17 protein-coding genes are annotated in these 19,050 nt (G+C 72.9%); 13 read left to right on the forward strand and 4 right to left on the reverse strand.

Going from position 1 to position 19,050, the window contains the following annotated elements:
* Positions 1-680 precede the first annotated feature (680 nt).
* On the reverse strand, positions 681-2,282 hold the full coding sequence (locus ACIQU6_RS10005) for an MFS transporter (protein ID WP_403481151.1): 1,602 nt from the start codon (positions 2,280-2,282) through the stop codon (positions 681-683).
* Positions 2,283-2,397: 115 nt separating this feature from the next.
* On the opposite strand from ACIQU6_RS10005, the gene ACIQU6_RS10010 reads away from it, so the two are divergent.
* From ACIQU6_RS10010 to ACIQU6_RS10040, 7 genes are all read left to right on the forward strand, one after another.
* On the forward strand, positions 2,398-3,099 hold the full coding sequence (locus ACIQU6_RS10010) for a TetR family transcriptional regulator (RefSeq protein WP_403481152.1): 702 nt from the start codon (positions 2,398-2,400) through the stop codon (positions 3,097-3,099).
* Between the two features lie 173 nt (positions 3,100-3,272).
* A complete protein-coding gene (locus ACIQU6_RS10015; RefSeq protein ID WP_403481153.1) occupies positions 3,273-4,487 on the forward strand; it encodes an alpha/beta hydrolase in 1,215 nt (404 codons plus the stop codon).
* A gap of 198 nt (positions 4,488-4,685) precedes the next feature.
* Positions 4,686-5,564, forward strand: coding sequence for a DUF4429 domain-containing protein (locus ACIQU6_RS10020; RefSeq protein WP_403481154.1), 879 nt, complete (start codon positions 4,686-4,688; stop codon positions 5,562-5,564).
* Positions 5,565-5,656: 92 nt separating this feature from the next.
* Positions 5,657-7,072: a sensor histidine kinase gene (locus ACIQU6_RS10025; protein ID WP_403481155.1), complete on the forward strand. Its 1,416-nt coding sequence runs from the start codon at positions 5,657-5,659 to the stop codon at positions 7,070-7,072.
* Positions 7,069-7,749, forward strand: a complete 681-nt coding sequence (locus tag ACIQU6_RS10030; protein ID WP_403481156.1) for a response regulator — start codon at positions 7,069-7,071, stop codon at positions 7,747-7,749. Before ACIQU6_RS10025 ends, ACIQU6_RS10030 begins: the two co-directional genes overlap by 4 nt.
* A gap of 220 nt (positions 7,750-7,969) precedes the next feature.
* Positions 7,970-9,136 (forward strand): alpha/beta hydrolase, encoded by a 1,167-nt coding sequence (locus ACIQU6_RS10035; RefSeq protein WP_403481157.1) that lies wholly within the window; start codon positions 7,970-7,972, stop codon positions 9,134-9,136.
* A gap of 169 nt (positions 9,137-9,305) precedes the next feature.
* The gene (locus ACIQU6_RS10040; RefSeq protein ID WP_403481158.1) at positions 9,306-10,634 is read left to right on the forward strand and encodes an acyltransferase; all 1,329 of its coding nucleotides are present in this window, start codon (positions 9,306-9,308) and stop codon (positions 10,632-10,634) included.
* A gap of 65 nt (positions 10,635-10,699) precedes the next feature.
* Here the strand turns inward: ACIQU6_RS10040 and ACIQU6_RS10045 are convergent, their stop codons facing one another.
* Both ACIQU6_RS10045 and ACIQU6_RS10050 read right to left on the reverse strand, forming a co-directional pair.
* Positions 10,700-11,722 (reverse strand): aldo/keto reductase, encoded by a 1,023-nt coding sequence (locus tag ACIQU6_RS10045; protein WP_403481159.1) that lies wholly within the window; start codon positions 11,720-11,722, stop codon positions 10,700-10,702.
* Between the two features lie 7 nt (positions 11,723-11,729).
* On the reverse strand, positions 11,730-12,242 hold the full coding sequence (locus ACIQU6_RS10050) for a MerR family transcriptional regulator (protein WP_403481160.1): 513 nt from the start codon (positions 12,240-12,242) through the stop codon (positions 11,730-11,732).
* Between the two features lie 186 nt (positions 12,243-12,428).
* Here ACIQU6_RS10050 and ACIQU6_RS10055 point away from each other — a divergent pair, with 186 nt between their 5' ends.
* Complete coding sequence (locus ACIQU6_RS10055) at positions 12,429-13,250, forward strand: serine hydrolase domain-containing protein (protein ID WP_403481161.1); 822 nt, start codon at positions 12,429-12,431, stop codon at positions 13,248-13,250.
* Between the two features lie 29 nt (positions 13,251-13,279).
* Here ACIQU6_RS10055 and ACIQU6_RS10060 read toward each other — a convergent pair whose 3' ends face one another.
* The gene (locus tag ACIQU6_RS10060) at positions 13,280-13,951 is read right to left on the reverse strand and encodes a pirin family protein (RefSeq protein ID WP_403481162.1); all 672 of its coding nucleotides are present in this window, start codon (positions 13,949-13,951) and stop codon (positions 13,280-13,282) included.
* A 58-nt stretch (positions 13,952-14,009) separates the two neighbouring features.
* Here ACIQU6_RS10060 and ACIQU6_RS10065 point away from each other — a divergent pair, with 58 nt between their 5' ends.
* From ACIQU6_RS10065 to ACIQU6_RS10085, 5 genes are all read left to right on the forward strand, one after another.
* The gene (locus ACIQU6_RS10065; RefSeq protein ID WP_403481163.1) at positions 14,010-15,194 is read left to right on the forward strand and encodes a PucR family transcriptional regulator; all 1,185 of its coding nucleotides are present in this window, start codon (positions 14,010-14,012) and stop codon (positions 15,192-15,194) included.
* An 89-nt stretch (positions 15,195-15,283) separates the two neighbouring features.
* Positions 15,284-16,240, forward strand: a complete 957-nt coding sequence (locus tag ACIQU6_RS10070; protein ID WP_403481164.1) for an ACP S-malonyltransferase — start codon at positions 15,284-15,286, stop codon at positions 16,238-16,240.
* 13 nt (positions 16,241-16,253) lie between these two features.
* A complete protein-coding gene (locus ACIQU6_RS10075; protein ID WP_403481165.1) occupies positions 16,254-17,288 on the forward strand; it encodes a ketoacyl-ACP synthase III in 1,035 nt (344 codons plus the stop codon).
* A 107-nt stretch (positions 17,289-17,395) separates the two neighbouring features.
* Entirely contained in the window at positions 17,396-17,644 is a 249-nt protein-coding gene (locus ACIQU6_RS10080; RefSeq protein ID WP_030286801.1) for an acyl carrier protein, read from the forward strand.
* A 76-nt stretch (positions 17,645-17,720) separates the two neighbouring features.
* Complete coding sequence (locus ACIQU6_RS10085; RefSeq protein WP_403481166.1) at positions 17,721-19,007, forward strand: beta-ketoacyl-[acyl-carrier-protein] synthase family protein; 1,287 nt, start codon at positions 17,721-17,723, stop codon at positions 19,005-19,007.
* Positions 19,008-19,050 lie beyond the last annotated feature (43 nt).

Consider the following 19,050-nt stretch of genomic DNA (forward strand, 5'->3'; position numbering starts at 1 on the left):
GCCGCGCGGTCCTCGCGCGGGTCACGGCGGTGGCGTTCCGCTGCGGGCGGGTGCCCACGGCGGCTTCGGGTTCGAGCGTGCGGCGGAACGATCGCCTCCGCCAAGGCCGTGGCGACGGCTCCACCCGGATCAGGTATGGGGATGACTCGCCGTGCTCCAACCCGCGTTGGGGTGCGTCCCGTTGACACGTCCCGCCGCACTCCGGACGGGGCGCAGGAACCGTTCTTCCCAAGCCCGACAAGGGAGTTGGGCAACACCGTTGCCCAGGAGGAGCGGATGCCGCACGACGGTTCCCGATTCCGGCCACCCTAATGAGGGATGAGGGTCTCCGACGGAGGCCAACTGCCGCTTGGGGGAAGGGGAACGGTGACGGGCGACGGTCCACAGCGGACGTTGACGGCGAGGGGCGGCGCAGGGGTGGCGCAACGAATGCGTTCGGGGAGGAGGGAGGGGAGGGACGGTCGTCGGTTGGTCGGCGGGCGCGAGTAGCGGGTGGTGGACGGCTCGGGGCGGCGCGCGTCACAGCACGACCAACCGCCCCACCGGCCACATCCCACCTTCCCCCACGCCTCGCCCCCTCCCCCCAACGCGGCGACGCGCGGCCGGCCGAGGGAATGCCTCGGTCGGCCGCGCGTCGTTGGGTGACCCGGTGGTGTCGCGGAACTCCGGTGTGGCAGCGGTCAGATGTGGCCGACGCCGGCGCCCGCCTCGGCGTTCGCGCCGCGCTTGGTGAACAGCGCGACCACGGCGGCGAGGATCGCCACGCCGCAGGCGACCGTGAAGGCCAGGCCCATGCCGGAGACGAAGGTGTCGTGGGCGACCGCGGTGATCTTCTCGGCGAACAGCTTCGGGGTGCCGGGCGGCACCGGGGCGATGCCCGCCGAGACCGCGTCGGACGCCTGGGACAGCTGCTCGGGCTTGAGCGGCGGGAGGCCGGCTCCCTGCCAGTTGCCCGCCAGGTCGTGGTCGACGCGGGAGGCCATCACCGCGCCGAGCACGGCCGTGCCGAGGCTGCCGCCGACCTGCATACCGGCCTGCTGGAGACCGCCGGCGACGCCGGACAGCTCCAGCGGGGCGTTGCCGACGATGACCTCGGTGGCGCCGACCATGACGGGGGCGAGGCCCAGACCGAGCAGCGCGAACCAGACGGACATCGGGCCGGTGGTGGTGCCGGCGTCCAGCCCGGACATGCCGAACATCGCGACGGCGGTGACGACCATGCCGCCGACCAGCGGGATCCGCGGGCCGAACTTGGTGATCAGCGCGCCCGCGAGCGGCGAGCCGACGATCATCATGCCGGTCAACGGGAGCAGGTGCAGACCGCTCTGGACCGGGCTCATGCCGTGGACGTTCTGGAGGTAGAACGTCACGAAGAACAGGCCGCCCATGAAGGCGAAGGCCATCAGCACCATCAGGACGGTGCCCGCGGTCAGCGGCACCGAGCGGAACATCCGCAGCGGGATCAGCGGCTCGCGGACCTTGGTCTCCAGGAAGGCGAAGAGCCCGAAGAGGACGACCGCGCCGATCAGGAAGCCCCAGGTCGTCATGGAGCCCCAGCCCCACTCCGTGGCCTTGATCAGCGGCCAGATGAGGCAGAACATCGCGCCGGACAGCAGCACGATGCCGGGGATGTCAAAGGACTTGGGGGCGTTCTCCGCGCGGTGGTCCTTGAGGATCACCAGGCCGAGGACCAGGGCCAGCAGGCCGACCGGCACGTTGATGAAGAACACGGACTGCCAGCTCACGTGCTCGACCAGCAGTCCGCCGACTATCGGGCCGCCGGCGGTGGAGGCGCCGATGACCATGCCCCAGATACCGATGGCCATGTTGAGCTTCTCGGCGGGGAAGGTGGCGCGCAGCAGGCCCAGCGCGGCGGGCATCAACAGCGCGCCGAACACGCCCTGGAGCACGCGGAAGAAGATCACCAGCGCGACCTGGCTGGAGAATCCGATGGCGGCGGAGGAGGCGGCGAAGCCGAGGATGCCGATGAGGAAGGTCTGGCGGTGGCCGAAGCGGTCACCCAGCTTGCCGGCCGTGATCAGCGAGACGGCCAGGGCGAGCATGTAGCCGTTGGTGATCCACTGCACGTCGGCGAGCGACGCGTTCAGGTCTTGCTTGATGGCCGGATTGGCGATGGCGACGATCGTGCCGTCGAGCGCCACCACCATCACGCCGATGGCGACGGAGAAGAGGGTCAGCCAGGGGTGGCCCCGCAGCCCCTTGCGAGGCTCCGGTACGGGGAGTTCCGGTGCGACGTCGGCGACCGGGGTCTGTGAGCTCATGCTTCGAGGCTAATGTCAGCCACTGACAGTTGACAAAGCAATTCATGAGTCGGTAACTGTCATTTACCTCACAGGTATCCTGATCAGCGAGAACACCACCGAAAGGCGGCGCAGGATGGCGGACCCGACGCCGCAGACACCCCCCTCCAGCGGGCTGCGCGAACGTAAGAAGCAGCGCACCCGGGACGCCCTGATCCGCGCGGCGCTGGAGCTCTTCACCGAGCAGGGCTACGAGGCCACGACGATCGACGAGATCGCCGAGGCCGTGGAGGTCTCCCAGCGCACCTTCTTCCGGTATTTCGCCAACAAGCAGGAAGTGGTCTTCGCCGTCCAGGACATGGTCGAGGCCCGCTTCCTGGAGAAGCTGCGCGCCCGCCCGGCGGACGAGCCGCCGCTGACGGCGCTGCGCAGCGCCGTGATGATCGCCTGGGACGAGATCGGCAGCGCCATCACGTCGGTGATCCCGGTGGACCTGCACATGCGCGCGTTCCGGATGATCGAGTCGACGCCGGCGCTGATCGCCGTATACCTGCGGCGCTCCACCGAACTGGAGGAGCAGATCGCCCAGTTGATCGCCCAGCGCGAGGGGGTGGACGTGGACGCCGACCCCCGCCCGCGGGTGGTGGTCGCGGCGTTCAGCGGGGTGATGCGGGTGGCCGGCAAGGTGTGGGGCGAGGGGCACGACTGCAGCGTGGCGTCGATCCGCGAGGTGACCCGGTCCTACCTGGACCACATCGGGCCGGCGATCGAGGCCGACTGGCGCCCGAGTCCGATCGCCGTCAGCGTCGACCGCACACACGCCCACGACCAGGCGTAACGGCCCCTGTACGGGGGCGTGATCGGTTACTGCGCGAACGCGATCGACCCTGCACGACCAGTCACGGGACACCTTTGCGTTATGTCCGTTTTGGCGCAAATACCCTGTCCGAAACGTGAGATGCCTCACGGGGGTCGTCGGGCACCCTTCCCCGTCTCCTAGGGTGGCCCGCGGTGAATTCTTTCCCGGGCCTCGGCCCCTCCTCCGGTTTTCTGCAGTCCACCGCATGGCGCGGCTCGCTCGCCCTGCTGGTGGTGTTCGTGATGCTCGCCCTGACGGGCTGGACGGCCATCAGAAGCACCAAGGAGGACGCCAACCCGCTGGCCACGGCGAGAGCCGCCTGGCGGCACGCCACGTTCCACGGGCGGCCGCTGCCCAACCCCGACGGCGCGCCGGCCACCCTCCGCGCGTTCTTCGCCAGCCTCGACCGGGCCGAGCGCCAGCAGTTGGCGACCCGTTATCCGCTGGTCGTCGGCAACATGGGCGGCGCCCCCGTCTCCTTGCGGTACAGCGCCAACCGATCGGCGATCGACGACGCCCGCAAGATCGAGAAACGGCGCATGGGCGACCACCGGCTCACGCCCGTCGGCCGCCAGGAGGCGGGCCGGCTGATGCACCGCATGGAATCGCTGATGAGCCCCGGCCGGCAGATCCTGGCCTTCGACCCGGCGGGCGACGGCCGGGTCGCGGAGGTCTTCGGCGACCTGACGACGGCCGACCGGGTCTCGGTGGTGGTGCCCGGCGTGGACACCAACCTGTCGACCTTCGAGCGCACCGCCAGGGCGACCGCCGCCCCCGTGGGCATGGCGAAGTCCCTCTACGGCGCCGAGCGGAGCGCCCGTCCCGGCGTCCGTACCGCGGTGATCGCGTGGGCCGACTACACCACGCCGTCCGGGCTCGGCGTCGAGGCGGTCACCGGGCAGCTCGCCGAGGCCGGCGCGGTCCGGCTGCGCGCCCTGGTGAACGCGCTGCCGTCCGGCGACTCGGTCTCGCTGTTCTGCCACAGCTACGGGTCCGTGGTCTGCGGGCTCGCGGCCCGCGAACTGCCCGACAACGTCACCGACATCGCGGTGGCCGGCAGCCCCGGCATGCGCGCCGGAAACGTGTCGGCCCTGGGCACCCGCGCCCGGGTCTGGGCGATGCGGGACGCCGACGACTGGATCCAGGACGTGCCGTACCTGGAGGTCGGTGGGCTCGGCCACGGTGCCGATCCGGTCGACCCGTCCTTCGGCTCGCGGGTCCTGTCCGCCCAGGGGGCGGACGGGCACGCCGGTTACTTCGCGCCCGGCACCCAGAGCCTGCGCAACTTCGCACTGGTCGGGGTCGGCGCCCTCGGCTCGGTGGACTGCTCGGCAACCGACCCCCGGTGCAGCGCGGACCTGGCCTGACGGCCGGTCGCACCGGAACGGTCGCCGCGGGATACGGCCCGGCGCCCGGGGACGGGCCGTGCCCCGCGGGAACCGGGGCCGGGCCGGGTGACGTGAACAGGGCAAGGGCGGCCGCCGGTCACCGGGGCGTCCCTTGGCACGGAGCACAGGTGTCCGGAAGGGGGACGGGCGGGCAACCACCCGCATACGATGAGCCACATGGGTGATGTGCTGGCCGGTTTTCACGCCGTCTGGGAGTTCGACTCGGACTCCGTACTCATCCGCTTCGAACGGGGGATCCGCAGGCCGAGGCTGTTCCAGGCACTGGGCGAGCGACGCATTCCCTACGAGGCGCTGAGATCCGTCGAGGTCTCGCCGGGCCGGCGCGGCACGGTGGTGCTGCACGCCGTGCCGCGGCAGGGCGCCGACCCCCTGATGGAGGCGGCGAACGGACAGCTCAAGGAGGACTCCGACCCCTACCGCCTGGTGCTGCCCGCCGAGCGCGAGGCGCTGGCCTCGTACTACGCCGACGAGCTGCGCAGTACTTTGGGGCCGGCCGCCAAGGAGCCCGCCGAGCGCCATCTGGTGGCCGCGCCGGATCCCCCGCTGCACTTCAAGGCGTACGACGGCAAGGCGTCCTTCGACGGCAGTTCGGTGGCCTTCCGCTGGTTCTGGACCGGCGCCTCGTCGGCGAAGTGGAAGAGCGGCGACCAGACCTTCGCGGTCGGCGGGCTGTCCGGTGTGGAGTGGCGCTCGCCCGAGGTCCTCAACGGCTATCTGCGGCTGCTGGAACGCGACGTCCCCGAGGCGCGGTCGGGCGAGGCGGACCAGGACCCGGCCGCGGTGGTCTTCGGGCTCGGCTACGGCCCGGTCCACGAGTCCCTGCCGTTCGCGGCCGCCGTCCTCCAGGCCGTGCGGGCCACCGAGGCGGCGCCGGAGGGTCCTGAGCGGGCGTCGGCGCGGCGCTCCTCCGGCACGGGCCGGGCCCCCGCCGACATCGCCGACCGGATCCGGCACCTCGGCGAGCTGCACGAGGCGGGCCTGCTGACGGACGCCGAATTCAGCGCGAAGAAGGCGGAGTTGCTGGCGGAGCTGTAGCCGGCCGCCGGCGTCATACCGTGGTACGGGAGCGAAGCCCGCACCACGGTATGACGCCGGGGTCCGGACGGTCCGCTTACATTGATCGCGCGATGTCCACACGATCTTTCACCCCCGAAGACGACCCGACCGGCGACGACGGACGCCGGTCGGGCCGCGCTCAGGCCATGCGCGTCGCCCGCCGGGTGCTGCGGATGGCGCGCCCCCCGCTGCGCATGCTCGCCGCCGAGCTCGGCACGCCGTACCGCCCCGGCGTCCCGCTGTTCGGCAGCTCCCCGCGCCGCTGGGTGCGCCTCCTGCCGTACGCGGTGGCCTTCGTGTTCGCGGTGACGCTGCTGCCGACGGGGATCAACATCCTGCACAACGACTACGGCCTGGCCGGCGGCCTGGCCGGCGCGCTGGCCACCGCGCAGAGCGTGCCGCTGCTGCTGGCGGTCACCAGACCGCTCCAGGCGTGGTGGGTGATCTTCGCCGCGGACGTCGTCTGCGCGGGCGTGCTGAGCGGGCTCGACGGCGTCGTCGGCCGCCCCTGGCCGTGGCCGCCCACGGTGATCGTCGGCTATCTCGCGCTGATGGTGGCGCTGTCGATGCGCGAGCGCCGGCGCACCCTGATCGCGGTCTGGCTGTCGACCGGGGCGGCGGGCGTCCTCTTCAAGGCGGTCGTCCCCGCCGGCAGCCAGAGCTCCTGGGTGCTGATGTTCGTGCTCGCCGGCGTGGTGCTGCTGCTCGGCGGCGCGCTGCGGGAACGGGGCGACGCCCAGCGGAGGTTGCGGGAGCAGGAGACCATCAGCGAGGCGGAGCGGGCCCGGCGCACCCTGCTGGAGGAGCGCACCCGGATCGCCCGCGAGCTGCACGACGTGGTCGCCCACCACATGTCGGTGATCACCGTCCAGGCCGACAGCGCCCCGTACCGCATCAGCGGGATACCCCAGGAGGCCCAGGAGGAGTTCGGGGCGATCGCGGCGAGCGCCCGCGAGTCGCTGGCGGAGATGCGCCGGCTGCTCGGGGTGCTGCGCAGCGAGGAGACCGAGCGACAGGGCGCCCCGGAGAAGGCCCCGCAGCCGGGCGTCGGCCAACTGCGCAAGCTGGTCGAGGCGACCGTACGGGCCGGTGTGCCGGTCGAGTTGGTGCTGCCGGACGAGCCGGTGGCGCTCGAACCGGCCGTGGACCTGTCGGCGTACCGCATCGTCCAGGAGGCGCTGGCCAACGTGGTGCGGCACGCCCCGGGCGCCCCGACCAGGGTGTCGGTGACGACGACCGGCGACGGCACCCGGCTGACGGTGCTGGTGGTCAACGAGCCGCCCGCCCCGCCCGTTTCCGCCCCGCTGGAGACCAGCGGCACCGGGCACGGCCTGGTGGGCATGCGGGAGCGGGTGCGCCTGGTGGACGGCACGCTGGACACCGGGCCGCTGCCCGACGGCGGCTTCCGGGTCGCCGCCCAACTCCCCCTGTCCGCACCGCCCGCAACGCCCACGCCCCCCTCAGCGAAGGACTCCGAAACCCCATGACGACCCGCGTGATCATCGTCGACGACCAGGCCATGGTGCGGGCGGGCTTCGCCGCGCTGCTCGCCGCGCAGAGCGACATCGATGTGGTGGGCGACGCCGCCGACGGTGTGCAGGGTGTGGAGTTGAGCCGGCGGATGCACCCCGATGTGGTGCTGATGGACGTCCGGATGCCGGAGATGGACGGGCTGGAGGCGGCCCGGCGGCTGCTCGACCCACCGGTCGGGGTCACCCACCGGCCGAAGGTGCTGATGCTCACCACCTTCGACGTCGACGACTACGTCTACGAGGCGCTGCGCGCGGGCGCGTCCGGGTTCCTGCTCAAGGACGCGCCCCCGGCCGATCTGATCGCCGCGGTCCGGGTGGTGGCGGCCGGCGAGGCGCTGCTCGCGCCGTCGGTGACCCGCCGGCTGATCGCCGACTTCGCCCGCCAGCGCCCGGCGCCCCGCACGGACCGCACCGCGCTGCGGCTCAACGGCCTCACCCCGCGCGAGACCGAGGTGTTGGAGCTGATAGCCCGGGGGCTGTCCAACCAGGAGATCGCCGAGCGGCTGGTGCTCGCCGAGCAGACGGTGAAGACCCATATCGGCCGGGTGCTGGCCAAGTTGGAGCTGCGCGACCGCGCCCAGGCCGTGATCTTCGCCTACGAGTCGGGGTTGGTCTCGCCCGGCGAGCGGTGAGCGGTACCACCCGCGTTTCGGGTTGTCCGCACCCGGCCTTCGGGATAACCCCACCGACCCTGTGAGGGCAGCCCCCGACCCGTCCTCCCCGGGTACGACGGCCGGCCGTCACCCCCTACCCCGGTATCACCCGGGAGTTGGCTCCGCGGTGTGACGCCGCCCCACCCGCCGGCTTTCTACCTTTCCCTCCGCCACACCGTTGGAAGAGGGAGAGACCATCATGACCGTGCTGCGGAACGCCGTCCGGCGCAGCAAGCGGACGCTCACCGCCGCCGTCCTCGCGCTCACCGTCGTTGCGGGGACCGGGGGTTGGGCGGCCGGTTCCGCGCAGACCGCGGTCACCGGCCCGGCCCCCGGCGCCGCCGCCTGGCGCGCCGACCACGCGCTCGGCGCCCGGCTGCCGGACCCGGCGAGCGCCTCCCCCGCCGAGGTCGCCCGGTTCTTCGCCGGCCTGACCGACGCCCAGCGGCAGGCGCTCGCCGCCCGGCACCCGCTCACCGTCGGCAACCTCGACGGGGCCCCGATCGCCCTGCGGTACGAGGCCAACGCCCGTGCGCTGCGCGTGGAACGGGACCATGAGCTGGCCCGGGCCACCGACCCGGCCGGCACCCTCCAGGACCACCAACAGGCCAGGAAGGCGGCCGCGCGCTATGCCGCGCTGCTCGCGCCGGGTCGCCGGATCCTCGCCTTCGATCCCCGCGGGCGCGGCCAAGTGGCCGAGGTCCACGGCGACTTGGCGACCGCGCAGCGGACCGCGGTGATCGTGCCGGGCTCCGACATCGACCTGGCCACGTTCGACCGCACCACCGACCCGTACGGCACGCCGACCGGGATGGCCACGTCGCTGCGCCGGCAGATGACCGCCGAGGCGCCCGGCGTCCGGACGGCGGTGATCGCCTGGGTCGGGTACACCACCCCGGTCGGCCTCGGCCCGGACGCCGCGACCGGCCGGCTCGCCGAGGCCGGCGCGCCCCGGCTGACCCGCTTCCTGGCCGGCCTGGCCGCCACCGGCACCCCCGCACCGGCCGTGCTCTGCCACAGCTACGGGTCGGTGGTGTGCGGCCTGGCCGTCCCGCACGCGGGCCGCGGTCGCCTCGCCGACCTGGTGGTCTTCGGCTCGCCCGGGATGCGCCGGGACAACGTGGCAGAGCTGCACACCACGGCCCGGGTCTGGGCGGCACGGGACGCCTCGGACTGGATCGGCAACGTCCCGAACGTCGAGCTGCTGGGGCTGGGCCACGGTGCGGACCCGACGGACCCGGCGTTCGGCGCCCGCCGGGTGCCCGCCCAGCGGGCCGAGGGCCACACCGGCTACCTCGCCCCCGGCACGGACTCCCTGCGCAACTTCGCCGCGATCGCGCTGGGGCACTACGGCGCCGTGCGGTAGGGCGCCGCCCCACCGGCGGGGCCCCGCCGACGGCGGCCGACCGCACCGCCCCACCGCTCACCCCCACCCCGAACAGTCCCCTCAGCACGCACTCTCCCCATCGGCCCCACGGGCCACACGGGCCCCAACGGCCCATCCGTGCAAGGAACTTCGGACTCAAGGACGCCCCATGACCACCGAGCACCTCGCTCCTGCCAGCAGACCCGTCAGTCCCACCAGCCCTGCCCAACCCGCCGGCCCTGACGGCACCGCGCGCCACCGCCCCCGCACCGCGCTCCGCCCCCTCCGGGCCCGAGCCGGCGCCGCCGTCCGCGCCGTCGACGCCCGCACCCCCGCGCACCGCGACCGGGCCCTCGACGGGCTGCGCGCCCTCGCCCTGCTCTCCGTCCCCACCGGGCACTGGCTGCTCGGCGGCTTCGCCCGCGACGCCGACGGCACGCTGCACAACGCCAGCCCGCTGACCGCCCTCGGCTTCCTGGCCCCGGCGAGCTGGCTGCTCCAGATGCTCGGCGTCTTCTTCCTGGTCGGCGGCCACGCCTCGGTGCGGTCCCTGCACCGGGCCCGCGCGCGGGACGACTCGACGGCCGGGTGGCTGGCCGGCCGGATCGCCCGCCTGGGTCGCCCGGTGCTGGGCGTGACCGCCGTCTGGGCCACGCTGATCCCGCTGCTGCACGGGCTGGGAGTGCCCACCGCGACGCTGCGCACCGGGGCGACGCTGGTCATCCAGCCGCTGTGGTTCGTCGGCGTCTATGCGGTGGTCACCGCGCTCACCCCGTATTGCGCCGCGGCCGCACGGCAGTTGGGCATCTGGAGCGCGGCGCCGCTGCTGGTGGCGGTCGCCGTCGTGGACTTCCTGCGCTACGGCCCGTTCGCCGCGGCCGTGCCGTCCTGGCTGGGCCTGCTCAACCTGCTGCCCGGCTGGCTGTTCGCCTATCAGCTCGGGGTCTGCTGGGGCGAGCGGCGGCTGGGCCGGCGCACCGCATGGGCCCTCCTGCTGGGCGGTGCCGCGCTCTTCGCCGCGCTGCTGCTGTTCTTCCACTACCCGGCGAGCATGGTGGGCGTCCCCGGCCAGGACCGGACCAACTCCCATCCGCCGTCGCTGCTGGTCCTGGCGCTGGCCGCGGCCCAGTCCGGCGCGGCGGTGCTGCTTAGGGACCCACTGGCCGCGCTGCTGCGCCGGCCCGCCCTGTGGGCGCCGGTGGTCGTGATCAACCTGTCCGCGATGACGATCCTGTGCTGGCACCAGACGGCGATGTTCGCGGCGGCCGTGCCGGCGTCGTTCGCGGGCGCCGTACCGGGCCTCACCACCGTGCCGGACGCGCCCGGCTGGGTCCTGGCGCGGCTGGCCTGGATACCGGTCTTCGCGGTCCTGCTCGTCCTCGTCGGGCGGGTCACCCGTCGCTTCGAGGCGCCGTGGACGGGGGCCGGGCGGGCCCTCCGGGCGTCCGCGGCGGTGCTGGCGACGGCCTTCGCGCTGTTCGCGCTGGGTTATGCCTGACGGGCGCGGGGCGCCACGGCGGGCGGTACCCGCCGCGGCGCCCCACGGTCTCCTTCGTCGCCGCCCTACTCGCGCCCGGCGGAGGTGAACGTCATGTCGGCGTAGCGGTCCCCCGCCACCTTGCCGGCGATCGGCTCCAGCTGCGCCAACTCCTCCTGGCTCAGCGTGATCCGGGTGGCGGCCGCGTTCTCCTCGACCCGGCCGGGCTTGCGGGTGCCGGGGATCGGCACCACCGCCAGCTTGCGCACCGCGGCCTGCTGCTGCACCCACGCCAGCGCGATCTGGCCGAGCGTCGCGCCGTGCGCCTGCGCGATCGCGCGGACCGGCTCCAACAGGGCGGCGTTGGCGGCCGCGTTGGCGCCGGTGAAGCGGGGCTGCTGGCGGCGGAAGTCGTCCTCGGTCAGCTCCTGGTCGGCGCGGACGAAGGAGCCGGTGAGGAAGCCGCGGCCGAGCGGCGAGTACGGGACGAGGGCCACGCCCAGTTCCGCGGCGACCGGCACCACGCCGGCCTCGATGTCGCGGCTGAACAGGGACCACTCGGACTGCACCGCGGCGATCGGGTGGACGGCCTGGGCGGTGCGCAGTTCGGCGCCGGTCACCTCGCTCAGCCCCAGGTACTTCACCTTCCCCTCGGCCACCAGCTCGGCCATCGCGCCGACCGTCTCCTCCAGGGGGACGCGCACGTCGCGGCGGTGCATGTAGTAGAGGTCGATCTGCTCGACACCCAGGCGCCGGAGGCTGCCCTCGACGGCCTCGCGGAGGTAGGGGCGGTCGTTGCGGATGACGCGCTTGGACGGGTCCTTCGGGTCGGGGCCCAGCGCGAACTTGGTGGCCAGGACGACCTCTTCGCGGTGCGCCCGGACGAAGGGCCCGATGAACTTCTCGTTCTCGCCGGAGCCGTAGACGTCGGCGGTGTCGAGGAGCGTGATGCCCAGTTCCAGCGCGCGCTCCAGGGTGGCCCGCGCCGCCTCGGGGTCCTCCGTGGGGCCGTAGGCCCAGCTCATGCCCATGCAGCCCAGGCCCTGGACGCCGACCTGCGGGCCGTCGGTGCCCAGCCGGACGGTGTCGATCTTCGTGTCGTTCGCCATGAGTTACTCAGACCCTCTCGGACGCCCGACGGGCGTCGGCGTAGATACCGATCTTGTAGTCGAGGACGTCGAGCGTGCTCTCCAGCTCGGCGATCCGCCGGCGGACGTCCTCGCGGTGCCGGGTGAGCAGCAGCTCGCGCTCGGCGAAGGTGCCCTCGCCCTCCCGCACCAGCTCCGCGTACCGGACCATGTCGGCGACCGGCATCCCGGTCAGCCGCAGTTTGCCGACCAGGTCCAGCCAGTCCAGGTCGCGGTTGGTGAAGCGGCGCTGCCCGGTGTGCGTGCGGTCCACGTGCGGCATCAGCCCGATCCGCTCGTACCAGCGCAGGGTGTGGGCGCTGAGCCCGGTGTGCTGGGCGACCTCGCTGATGGTGTACCGGTCGCGGCCGGTCGGCTGCGGGTGGGCGACGGGCGTGCTGCAGCCCAGGGCCGTGGCCGGCCGCGGCCGGGGAAGCACCGCCCCGGGCGGGCAGGTCACGATCGAGCCGCTGATCACCGGTTCGCTCTGGGTCACCGTCATGCCGCGTCTTCCCCCTACTCGTCCCCGGGGCACGCGCCACCGGACGTCGTCGCGCCGCCGGACGTCCCGCCGGCGCCTTCGACCTGCACAACGCTAGAGAGTTGGAGTGCACTCCAAGCAAGCACCGGTCTCCGGCAGCCTTGACCGGAATTTGAAGGCGTGGGGGCACACCGTAGGCTCGGGGCCATGCAGAGCCTGGGGATGATCGAGAACTGGCCGGTGCCCACCGCCGCGGCGGCCGTCGTACGGGCCGACGGCTCGGTGGCCGGAGCGCACGGCCCGTTGGAGCACCGCTTCCCACTGGCGTCGGTCACCAAGCCGCTGGCCGCCTACGCCGCGCTGCTCGCCGTCGAGGAGGGCGCCGTCGAACTGGACGAGCCCGCCGGCCCGGAGGGCGCCACGGTCCGTCATCTGCTCGCCCACACCTCGGGGCTGGCCTTCGACGAGGCGCGCCAGGTGGCCGCCCCCGGTAGCCGCCGGATCTACTCCAACGCCGGCTTCGAGGCGCTCGGCGACCACCTCGCCAAGGCCACCGACATCCCGTTCTCCCAGTACCTGCACGAGGCGGTGCTCGCCCCGTTGGGCATGACGTCGACCGAACTGGCCGGCTCGCCCGCCAAGGACGGCGTCTCCACCGTCGCCGACCTGATCCGCTTCGCGGCCGAGCTCCAGGCACCGCGGCTGCTGGCGCCGGAGACCCTCGCCGCGGCGACGCGGGTGGTCTTCCCCGGCCTGACCGGCGTGCTGCCGGGCTACGGCCACCAGAAGCCCAACGACTGGGGCCTGGGCTTCGAGATCCGCGACGGGAAGGCCCCGCACTGGACCGGCGCCGGGTCGTCGCCGCGCACCTTCGGGCACTTCGGGCAGTCCGGGACGTTCCTGTGGGTGGACCCCGTCGCCGGGGCGGCCTGTGTGGCGCTGACCGACCGGGCCTTCGGCCCCTGGGCCATCGAGGCGTGGCCGACGTTCACCGACGCGGTGCTGGCCGAACTGGCCGGAAACCACTGACCCGTTGGCACCGGAGCCGGCGCGCGCGCTCACCCGTGGACCGGCTCCGCCCCCATCTCCCACACCAGGCACTCCGCGCCCGCGGGGGCCACCAGTTCCAGCCCTTTTCCGTCGCTGATCCGGCCCGCGTCCCCGGCCGCCAACTCCTCGCCCCCGAGCCGCACCGCGCCCCGTACGACGCGGACATGGACCCGGGCGGCCTCCGGGACGGCGGTGCGCCCGCCCGCCCGGAGGCGGTGCACGCGCAGCGTGGCGCCGGCCCGCGGCAGCGCGTAGGGCGCGCCCTCGGGGAGTCCGCGCACCACCTCGTACTCCGGCTCGCCGCCCGGGGTGTGCGGCGTCAGCCACATCTGGACGAAGCGCAGCGGCGTCGCGCCGTCGTTGCGCTCGACGTGCCGCACCCCGCCTGCGGAGCTGAGCCGTTGCAGGTCGCCGGGGCGTACGGTCGTGGCATGGCCCGTCGAATCGCGGTGGGTCAACTCGCCCTCGACGACCCAGGTGACGATCTCGGTATCCCGGTGCGGGTGTGCGTCGAACCCGGCGCCCGGCGCCAGGCGCTCCTCGTTGCAGGCGATCAGCGCGCCGAACCGCAGGTTGTCCGGGTCGTAGTGGGACCCGAAGGAGAACGCATGCAGCGACTCGATCCCGGCGTCCGCGTCGCCGCCCCGATACCGTTCCTCGCCCCTGCGCACCTGAATCATCGGGCCACCGTAGCCCCACCGCTCCACCCCCTCATCCCGATAGGGCAGGCTTGGTCCCGTGTCTGAACCCGCATCGCGCGACGCGCACCCGCACTCCGCGACCCTCCGACGGCTGGAGAACTCCTCCGGCAAACTGGCGGCCGCGGCGATCTCCCGTATGGACGCCACACTGCCGTGGTACCGCGCGATGCCCCCGGAGAACCGTTCGTGGATCGGCCTGGTGGCACAGGCCGGCATCGCCGCGTTCACCGAGTGGTTCCGGCATCCCGAGACGCCGCAGGCGATCAGCACCGACGTCTTCGGGACGGCGCCGCGCGAGCTGACCCGGGCGATCACCCTGCGCCAGACCGTGGAGATGGTCCGCACCACGATCGAGGTCATGGAGGCCGCGATCGACGAGGTCGCGGCGCCGGGCGACGAGTCCGTGCTCCGCGAGGCGCTGCTGGTCTACGCCCGCGAGATCGCCTTCGCCACCGCCCAGGTCTACGCCCAGGCCGCCGAGGCGCGCGGCGCCTGGGACGCCCGCCTGGAGTCCCTGGTGGTCAACGCGGTGCTCTCCGGGGAGGCCGACGAGGGCGCGGTCTCCCGGGCCGCGGCGCTCGGCTGGAACGCGCCGGAGCACGTGTGCGTGGTGCTGGGCACCGCGCCGGACGGCGACAGCGAGTTGACCGTCGAGGCGATCCGGCGGGCCGCCCGGCACGCCAAGCTCCAGGTGCTGACCGGCGTCCTGGGCAGCCGGCTGGTGGTCATCGCGGGCGGCTCGGACGACCCGCTCAAGGCGGCCAAGGCGCTGATCGGCCCGTTCGCCGCCGGCGCCGTGGTCGCCGGCCCGGTGGTCGGCGACCTGCTCGCCGCGACCCGCTCGGCACAGGCCGCGGCCGCCGGGCTACGGGCCTGCGCGGCCTGGCCGGACGCCCCCCGCCCGGTGCTCGCCGACGATCTCCTGCCGGAGCGCGCGATGGCCTCCGACCCGGTGGCGCGCGAGCAGTTGGTGGAGGAGATCTACAGACCGCTGGAGGAGGCGGGGTCGGCGCTCCTGGAAACGCTGAGCGTCTATCTGGAGCAGGCCAGCAGCCTGGAGGGCGCCGCCCGGATGTTGTTCGTCCACCCCAACACCGTGCGCTATCGGCTCCGACGTGTGACAGACGTCACCGGCTGGTCACCGTCCGATGTGCGCTCCGCGTTTACGCTGCGTATCGCACTGATCCTGGGGCGCCTGGCTGACGGTGAGGCACAACCCTAGACTTTTGTCGGACATCAACAATTCCCCCGATGGTTCTTCGTCCCTGTCCCCACGGGCGGGCGGGACCTCCCACAAGAGAGAGTGTGAGGGTGCTCGTACTCGTCGCTCCCGGCCAAGGCGCTCAGACGCCCGGCTTCCTGATCCCCTGGCTCGACCTCCCCGGAGTCGAGGACCAGCTCCGCGAATGGTCCGAGGCCCTCGACCTGGACCTCGTCCGCTACGGCACCAAGGGCACCGAGGAGGAGATCCGCGACACCGCGGTGGCCCAGCCGCTCCTCGTGGCGGCCTCCCTGATCTCCGCGCGACAGCTCTTCCCGACCGTCGACGACGTCGCCGCCCGCACCGGCGCGGCGGCCGGCCACAGCGTCGGTGAGCTCGCCGCCGCGGCCCTGACCGGCACGCTCTCCGACGCCGAGGCGATGTCCCTGGTGCGCCGCCGCGGGCTGGCCATGGCCGAGGCCGCCGCGGTCACCGAGACCGGCATGGCGGCGCTGCTGGGCGGCGCCGAGGACGTCGTGCTGCCGCACCTCGAAGAGCTCGGCCTGACCCCGGCGAACGTCAACGGCGCCGGCCAGATCGTCGCCGCCGGCACCGCCGAGCAGATCGCCGCGCTGGTCGAGAACAAGCCGGAGGGCACCCGCCGGGTCGTGCCCCTGAAGGTCGCCGGCGCGTTCCATACTCACCACATGGCCCCCGCCGTCTCGGCCCTGGAAGCCGCGGTCACCGAGCTGTCCCCGGCCGACCCGCGCACCCGTTACGTCTCCAACAAGGACGGCCGGGTGGTCACTTCCGGCCAGGACCTGGTGCAGCGGATGGTCGGCCAGGTGGCCAACCCCGTGCGCTGGGACCTGTGCATGGAGACCTTCAAGGAGCTCGGGGCCACCACGCTCATCGAGGCCGCCCCCGGCGGCACCCTCACGGGCCTGGCCAAGCGCGCGCTGCCCGGCGTGCGGACGCTGGCCCTGAAGACGCCCGACGACCTCGACGCGGCCCGAGAGTTGATCGCCACCGCAGCGGACGCCGCTCCCGCAGCCCCGGCCGAATAGGAGTCCGTAGCGCATGACCTCGAAGATCAAACCCTCCAAGGGCGCCCCGTACGCACGGATCATGGGCGTCGGTGGCTACCGCCCGACCCGGGTCGTCCCCAACGAGGAGATCCTCAAGCACATCGACTCGTCCGACGAGTGGATCCGCTCGCGCTCGGGCATCGCCACCCGCCACTGGGCGGGCCCCGAGGAGACCGTCGCGACCATGTCGGTCGAGGCGTCCGGCAAGGCCATCGCGGACGCCGGCATCACGCCCGAGCAGATCGGCGCGGTGATCGTCTCCACCGTCTCGCACTTCAAGCAGACCCCGGCCATCGCGACCGAGATCGCGCACCTCGTCGGTGCCGGCAAGCCGGCCGCGTTCGACATCTCCGCGGGCTGCGCCGGCTTCGGCTACGGGCTGACGCTCGCCAAGGGCCTGGTCACCGAGGGCTCCGCCGAGTACGTCCTGGTGATCGGCGTCGAGCGGCTCTCGGACCTGACGGACCTCAGCGACCGCGCCACGGCCTTCCTGTTCGGCGACGGCGCCGGCGCGGTGATCGTGGGCCCGGCCAAGGAGCCGGCGATCGGCCCGACCGTCTGGGGCTCGGAGGGCGACAAGTCCAACACCATCATGCAGACCGTCGCCTGGGACAGCTTCCGCATCGGCGACGTCGCCCAACTGCCCGTCGACAGCGAGGGCAACGTCAAGTTCCCCGCCATCACCCAGGAAGGCCAGGCGGTCTTCCGGTGGGCGGTGTTCGAGATGGCGAAGGTCGCCCAGCAGGCGCTGGACGAGGCCGGAGTCAGCCCGGACGACCTGGACGTCTTCATTCCGCACCAGGCCAACATGCGGATCATCGACTCGATGGTGAAGACTCTGAAGCTGCCGGAGAGCGTCACGGTCGCCCGCGACGTGGAGACCACCGGCAACACCTCGGCCGCCTCGATTCCGCTCGCCATGGAGCGGCTGTTGGCGACCGGGCAGGCCAAGAGCGGGGACACCGCGCTGGTCATCGGCTTCGGGGCGGGTCTCGTGTACGCCGCGACGGTCGTTACTCTCCCCTAGGCAAGATCTGCACGGACCGGCGCCGCGACCAGGTGCCGCCCGCCGTGCAAAGCTTCGCCGCTTCACCGCAAAACAAGCAGTTTTCCGCTAATCGAAGGAGCGCCATCATGGCCGCCACCAAGGAAGAGATCGTCGCCGGTCTCGCTGAGATCGTGAACGAGATCGCCGGTATCCCCACCGAGGACGTCCAGGTGGACAAGTCCTTCACCGACGACCTGGACGTTGACTCGCTGTCCATGGTCGAGGTCGTCGTCGCCGCCGAAGAGCGCTTCGACGTGAAGATCCCGGACGACGACGTCAAGAACCTCAAGACCGTCGGCGACGCGACCGACTACATCCTCAAGCACCAGTCCTGATCTGGCGCAGCGCATGTCGCCACCCGGCGGTGGCGCCGTCGATTCAGACCCCTCTACCCGTGGAGTAAGAATTCCCGTGAACGCGACCAATCGCACCGTGGTCGTCACCGGTATCGGCGCAACCACACCGCTGGGTGGCGACAGCGCTTCGACCTGGGAGGGCCTGCTCGCCGGCCGTTCCGGCGTCAGCCCCCTTGAGCAGGAGTGGGCGGCCGAGCTGCCCGTCCGCATCGCCGCGCAGGCAGCGGTCGACCCGACCGAGACGCTGCCCCGCGCCCAGGCCCGCAAGCTGGACCGCTCGGCGCAGTTCGCGCTGATCGCGGCCCGTGAGGCGTGGGCGGACGCCGGCTTCACGGCGAAGGCCGGCGAGCCGGACACGGCCGCCGGGCCGGCCGGTTCGGTCAACCCCGACCGGCTCGGCACCGTCATCGCCTCCGGCATCGGCGGCGTGACCACGCTCCTGAGCCAGTACGACATCCTCCGGGAGAAGGGCGTCCGCCGGGTCTCCCCGCACACCGTGCCGATGCTGATGCCCAACGGGCCGTCGGCCAACGTCGGTCTGGACGTCAACGCCCGCGCCGGCGTGCACACCCCGGTGAGCGCCTGCGCCTCCGGCTCCGAGGCCATCGGCTACGCCATCGAGATGATCCGCACGGGCCGCGCCGACGTCGTCGTCGCGGGCGGTACGGAGGCGGCCATCCACCCGCTGCCGATCGCCGCGTTCGGCAACATGATGGCGATGTCGAAGAACAACGAGGACCCGCAGGGCGCCTCCCGCCCCTTCGACACCGAGCGCAACGGCTTCGTCCTCGGTGAGGGCGCCGGCGTGATCGTCCTGGAGTCGGCCGAGCACGCCACCAAGCGCGGCGCCCGGGTCTACGCCGAGGCGGTCGGCCAGGGCATCTCCGCCGACAGCCACGACATCGTGCAGCCCGAGCCCTCCGGCAACGGCATCGCGCACGCGCTGCAGAACCTCCTCGACAACAGCGACCTCGCCCCGTCCGAGATCGTGCACGTCAACGCGCACGCCACCTCGACCCCGCAGGGCGACCTCGCCGAACTGAAGGCGCTGCGCAAGGTCTTCGGCAGCGACGTGGACCACATGGCGGTCTCCGCCACCAAGTCGATGACCGGCCACCTCCTGGGCGGCGCGGGCGGCGTGGAGACGGTCGCCACCATCCTGGCGCTGTACCACCGGACGGCCCCGCCGACCATCAACATCGAGAACCTCGACCCCGAGGTGGAGGTGGACATCGTCCGCGACGAGGCCCGCCCGCTGCCCGCCGACGGCCGGCTCGCGGCGCTGAACGACTCGTTCGGCTTCGGCGGCCACAACGTGGTCCTCGCCTTCCGCACGGTCTGACGTCACGCCCCGTAGGACGGACGCACAAGGGCCCGCCCGGTCG

Source organism: Streptomyces sp. NPDC090442 (assembly GCF_044769405.1).
In the GTDB taxonomy this organism is placed as follows: Bacteria; Actinomycetota; Actinomycetes; order Streptomycetales; family Streptomycetaceae; genus Streptomyces.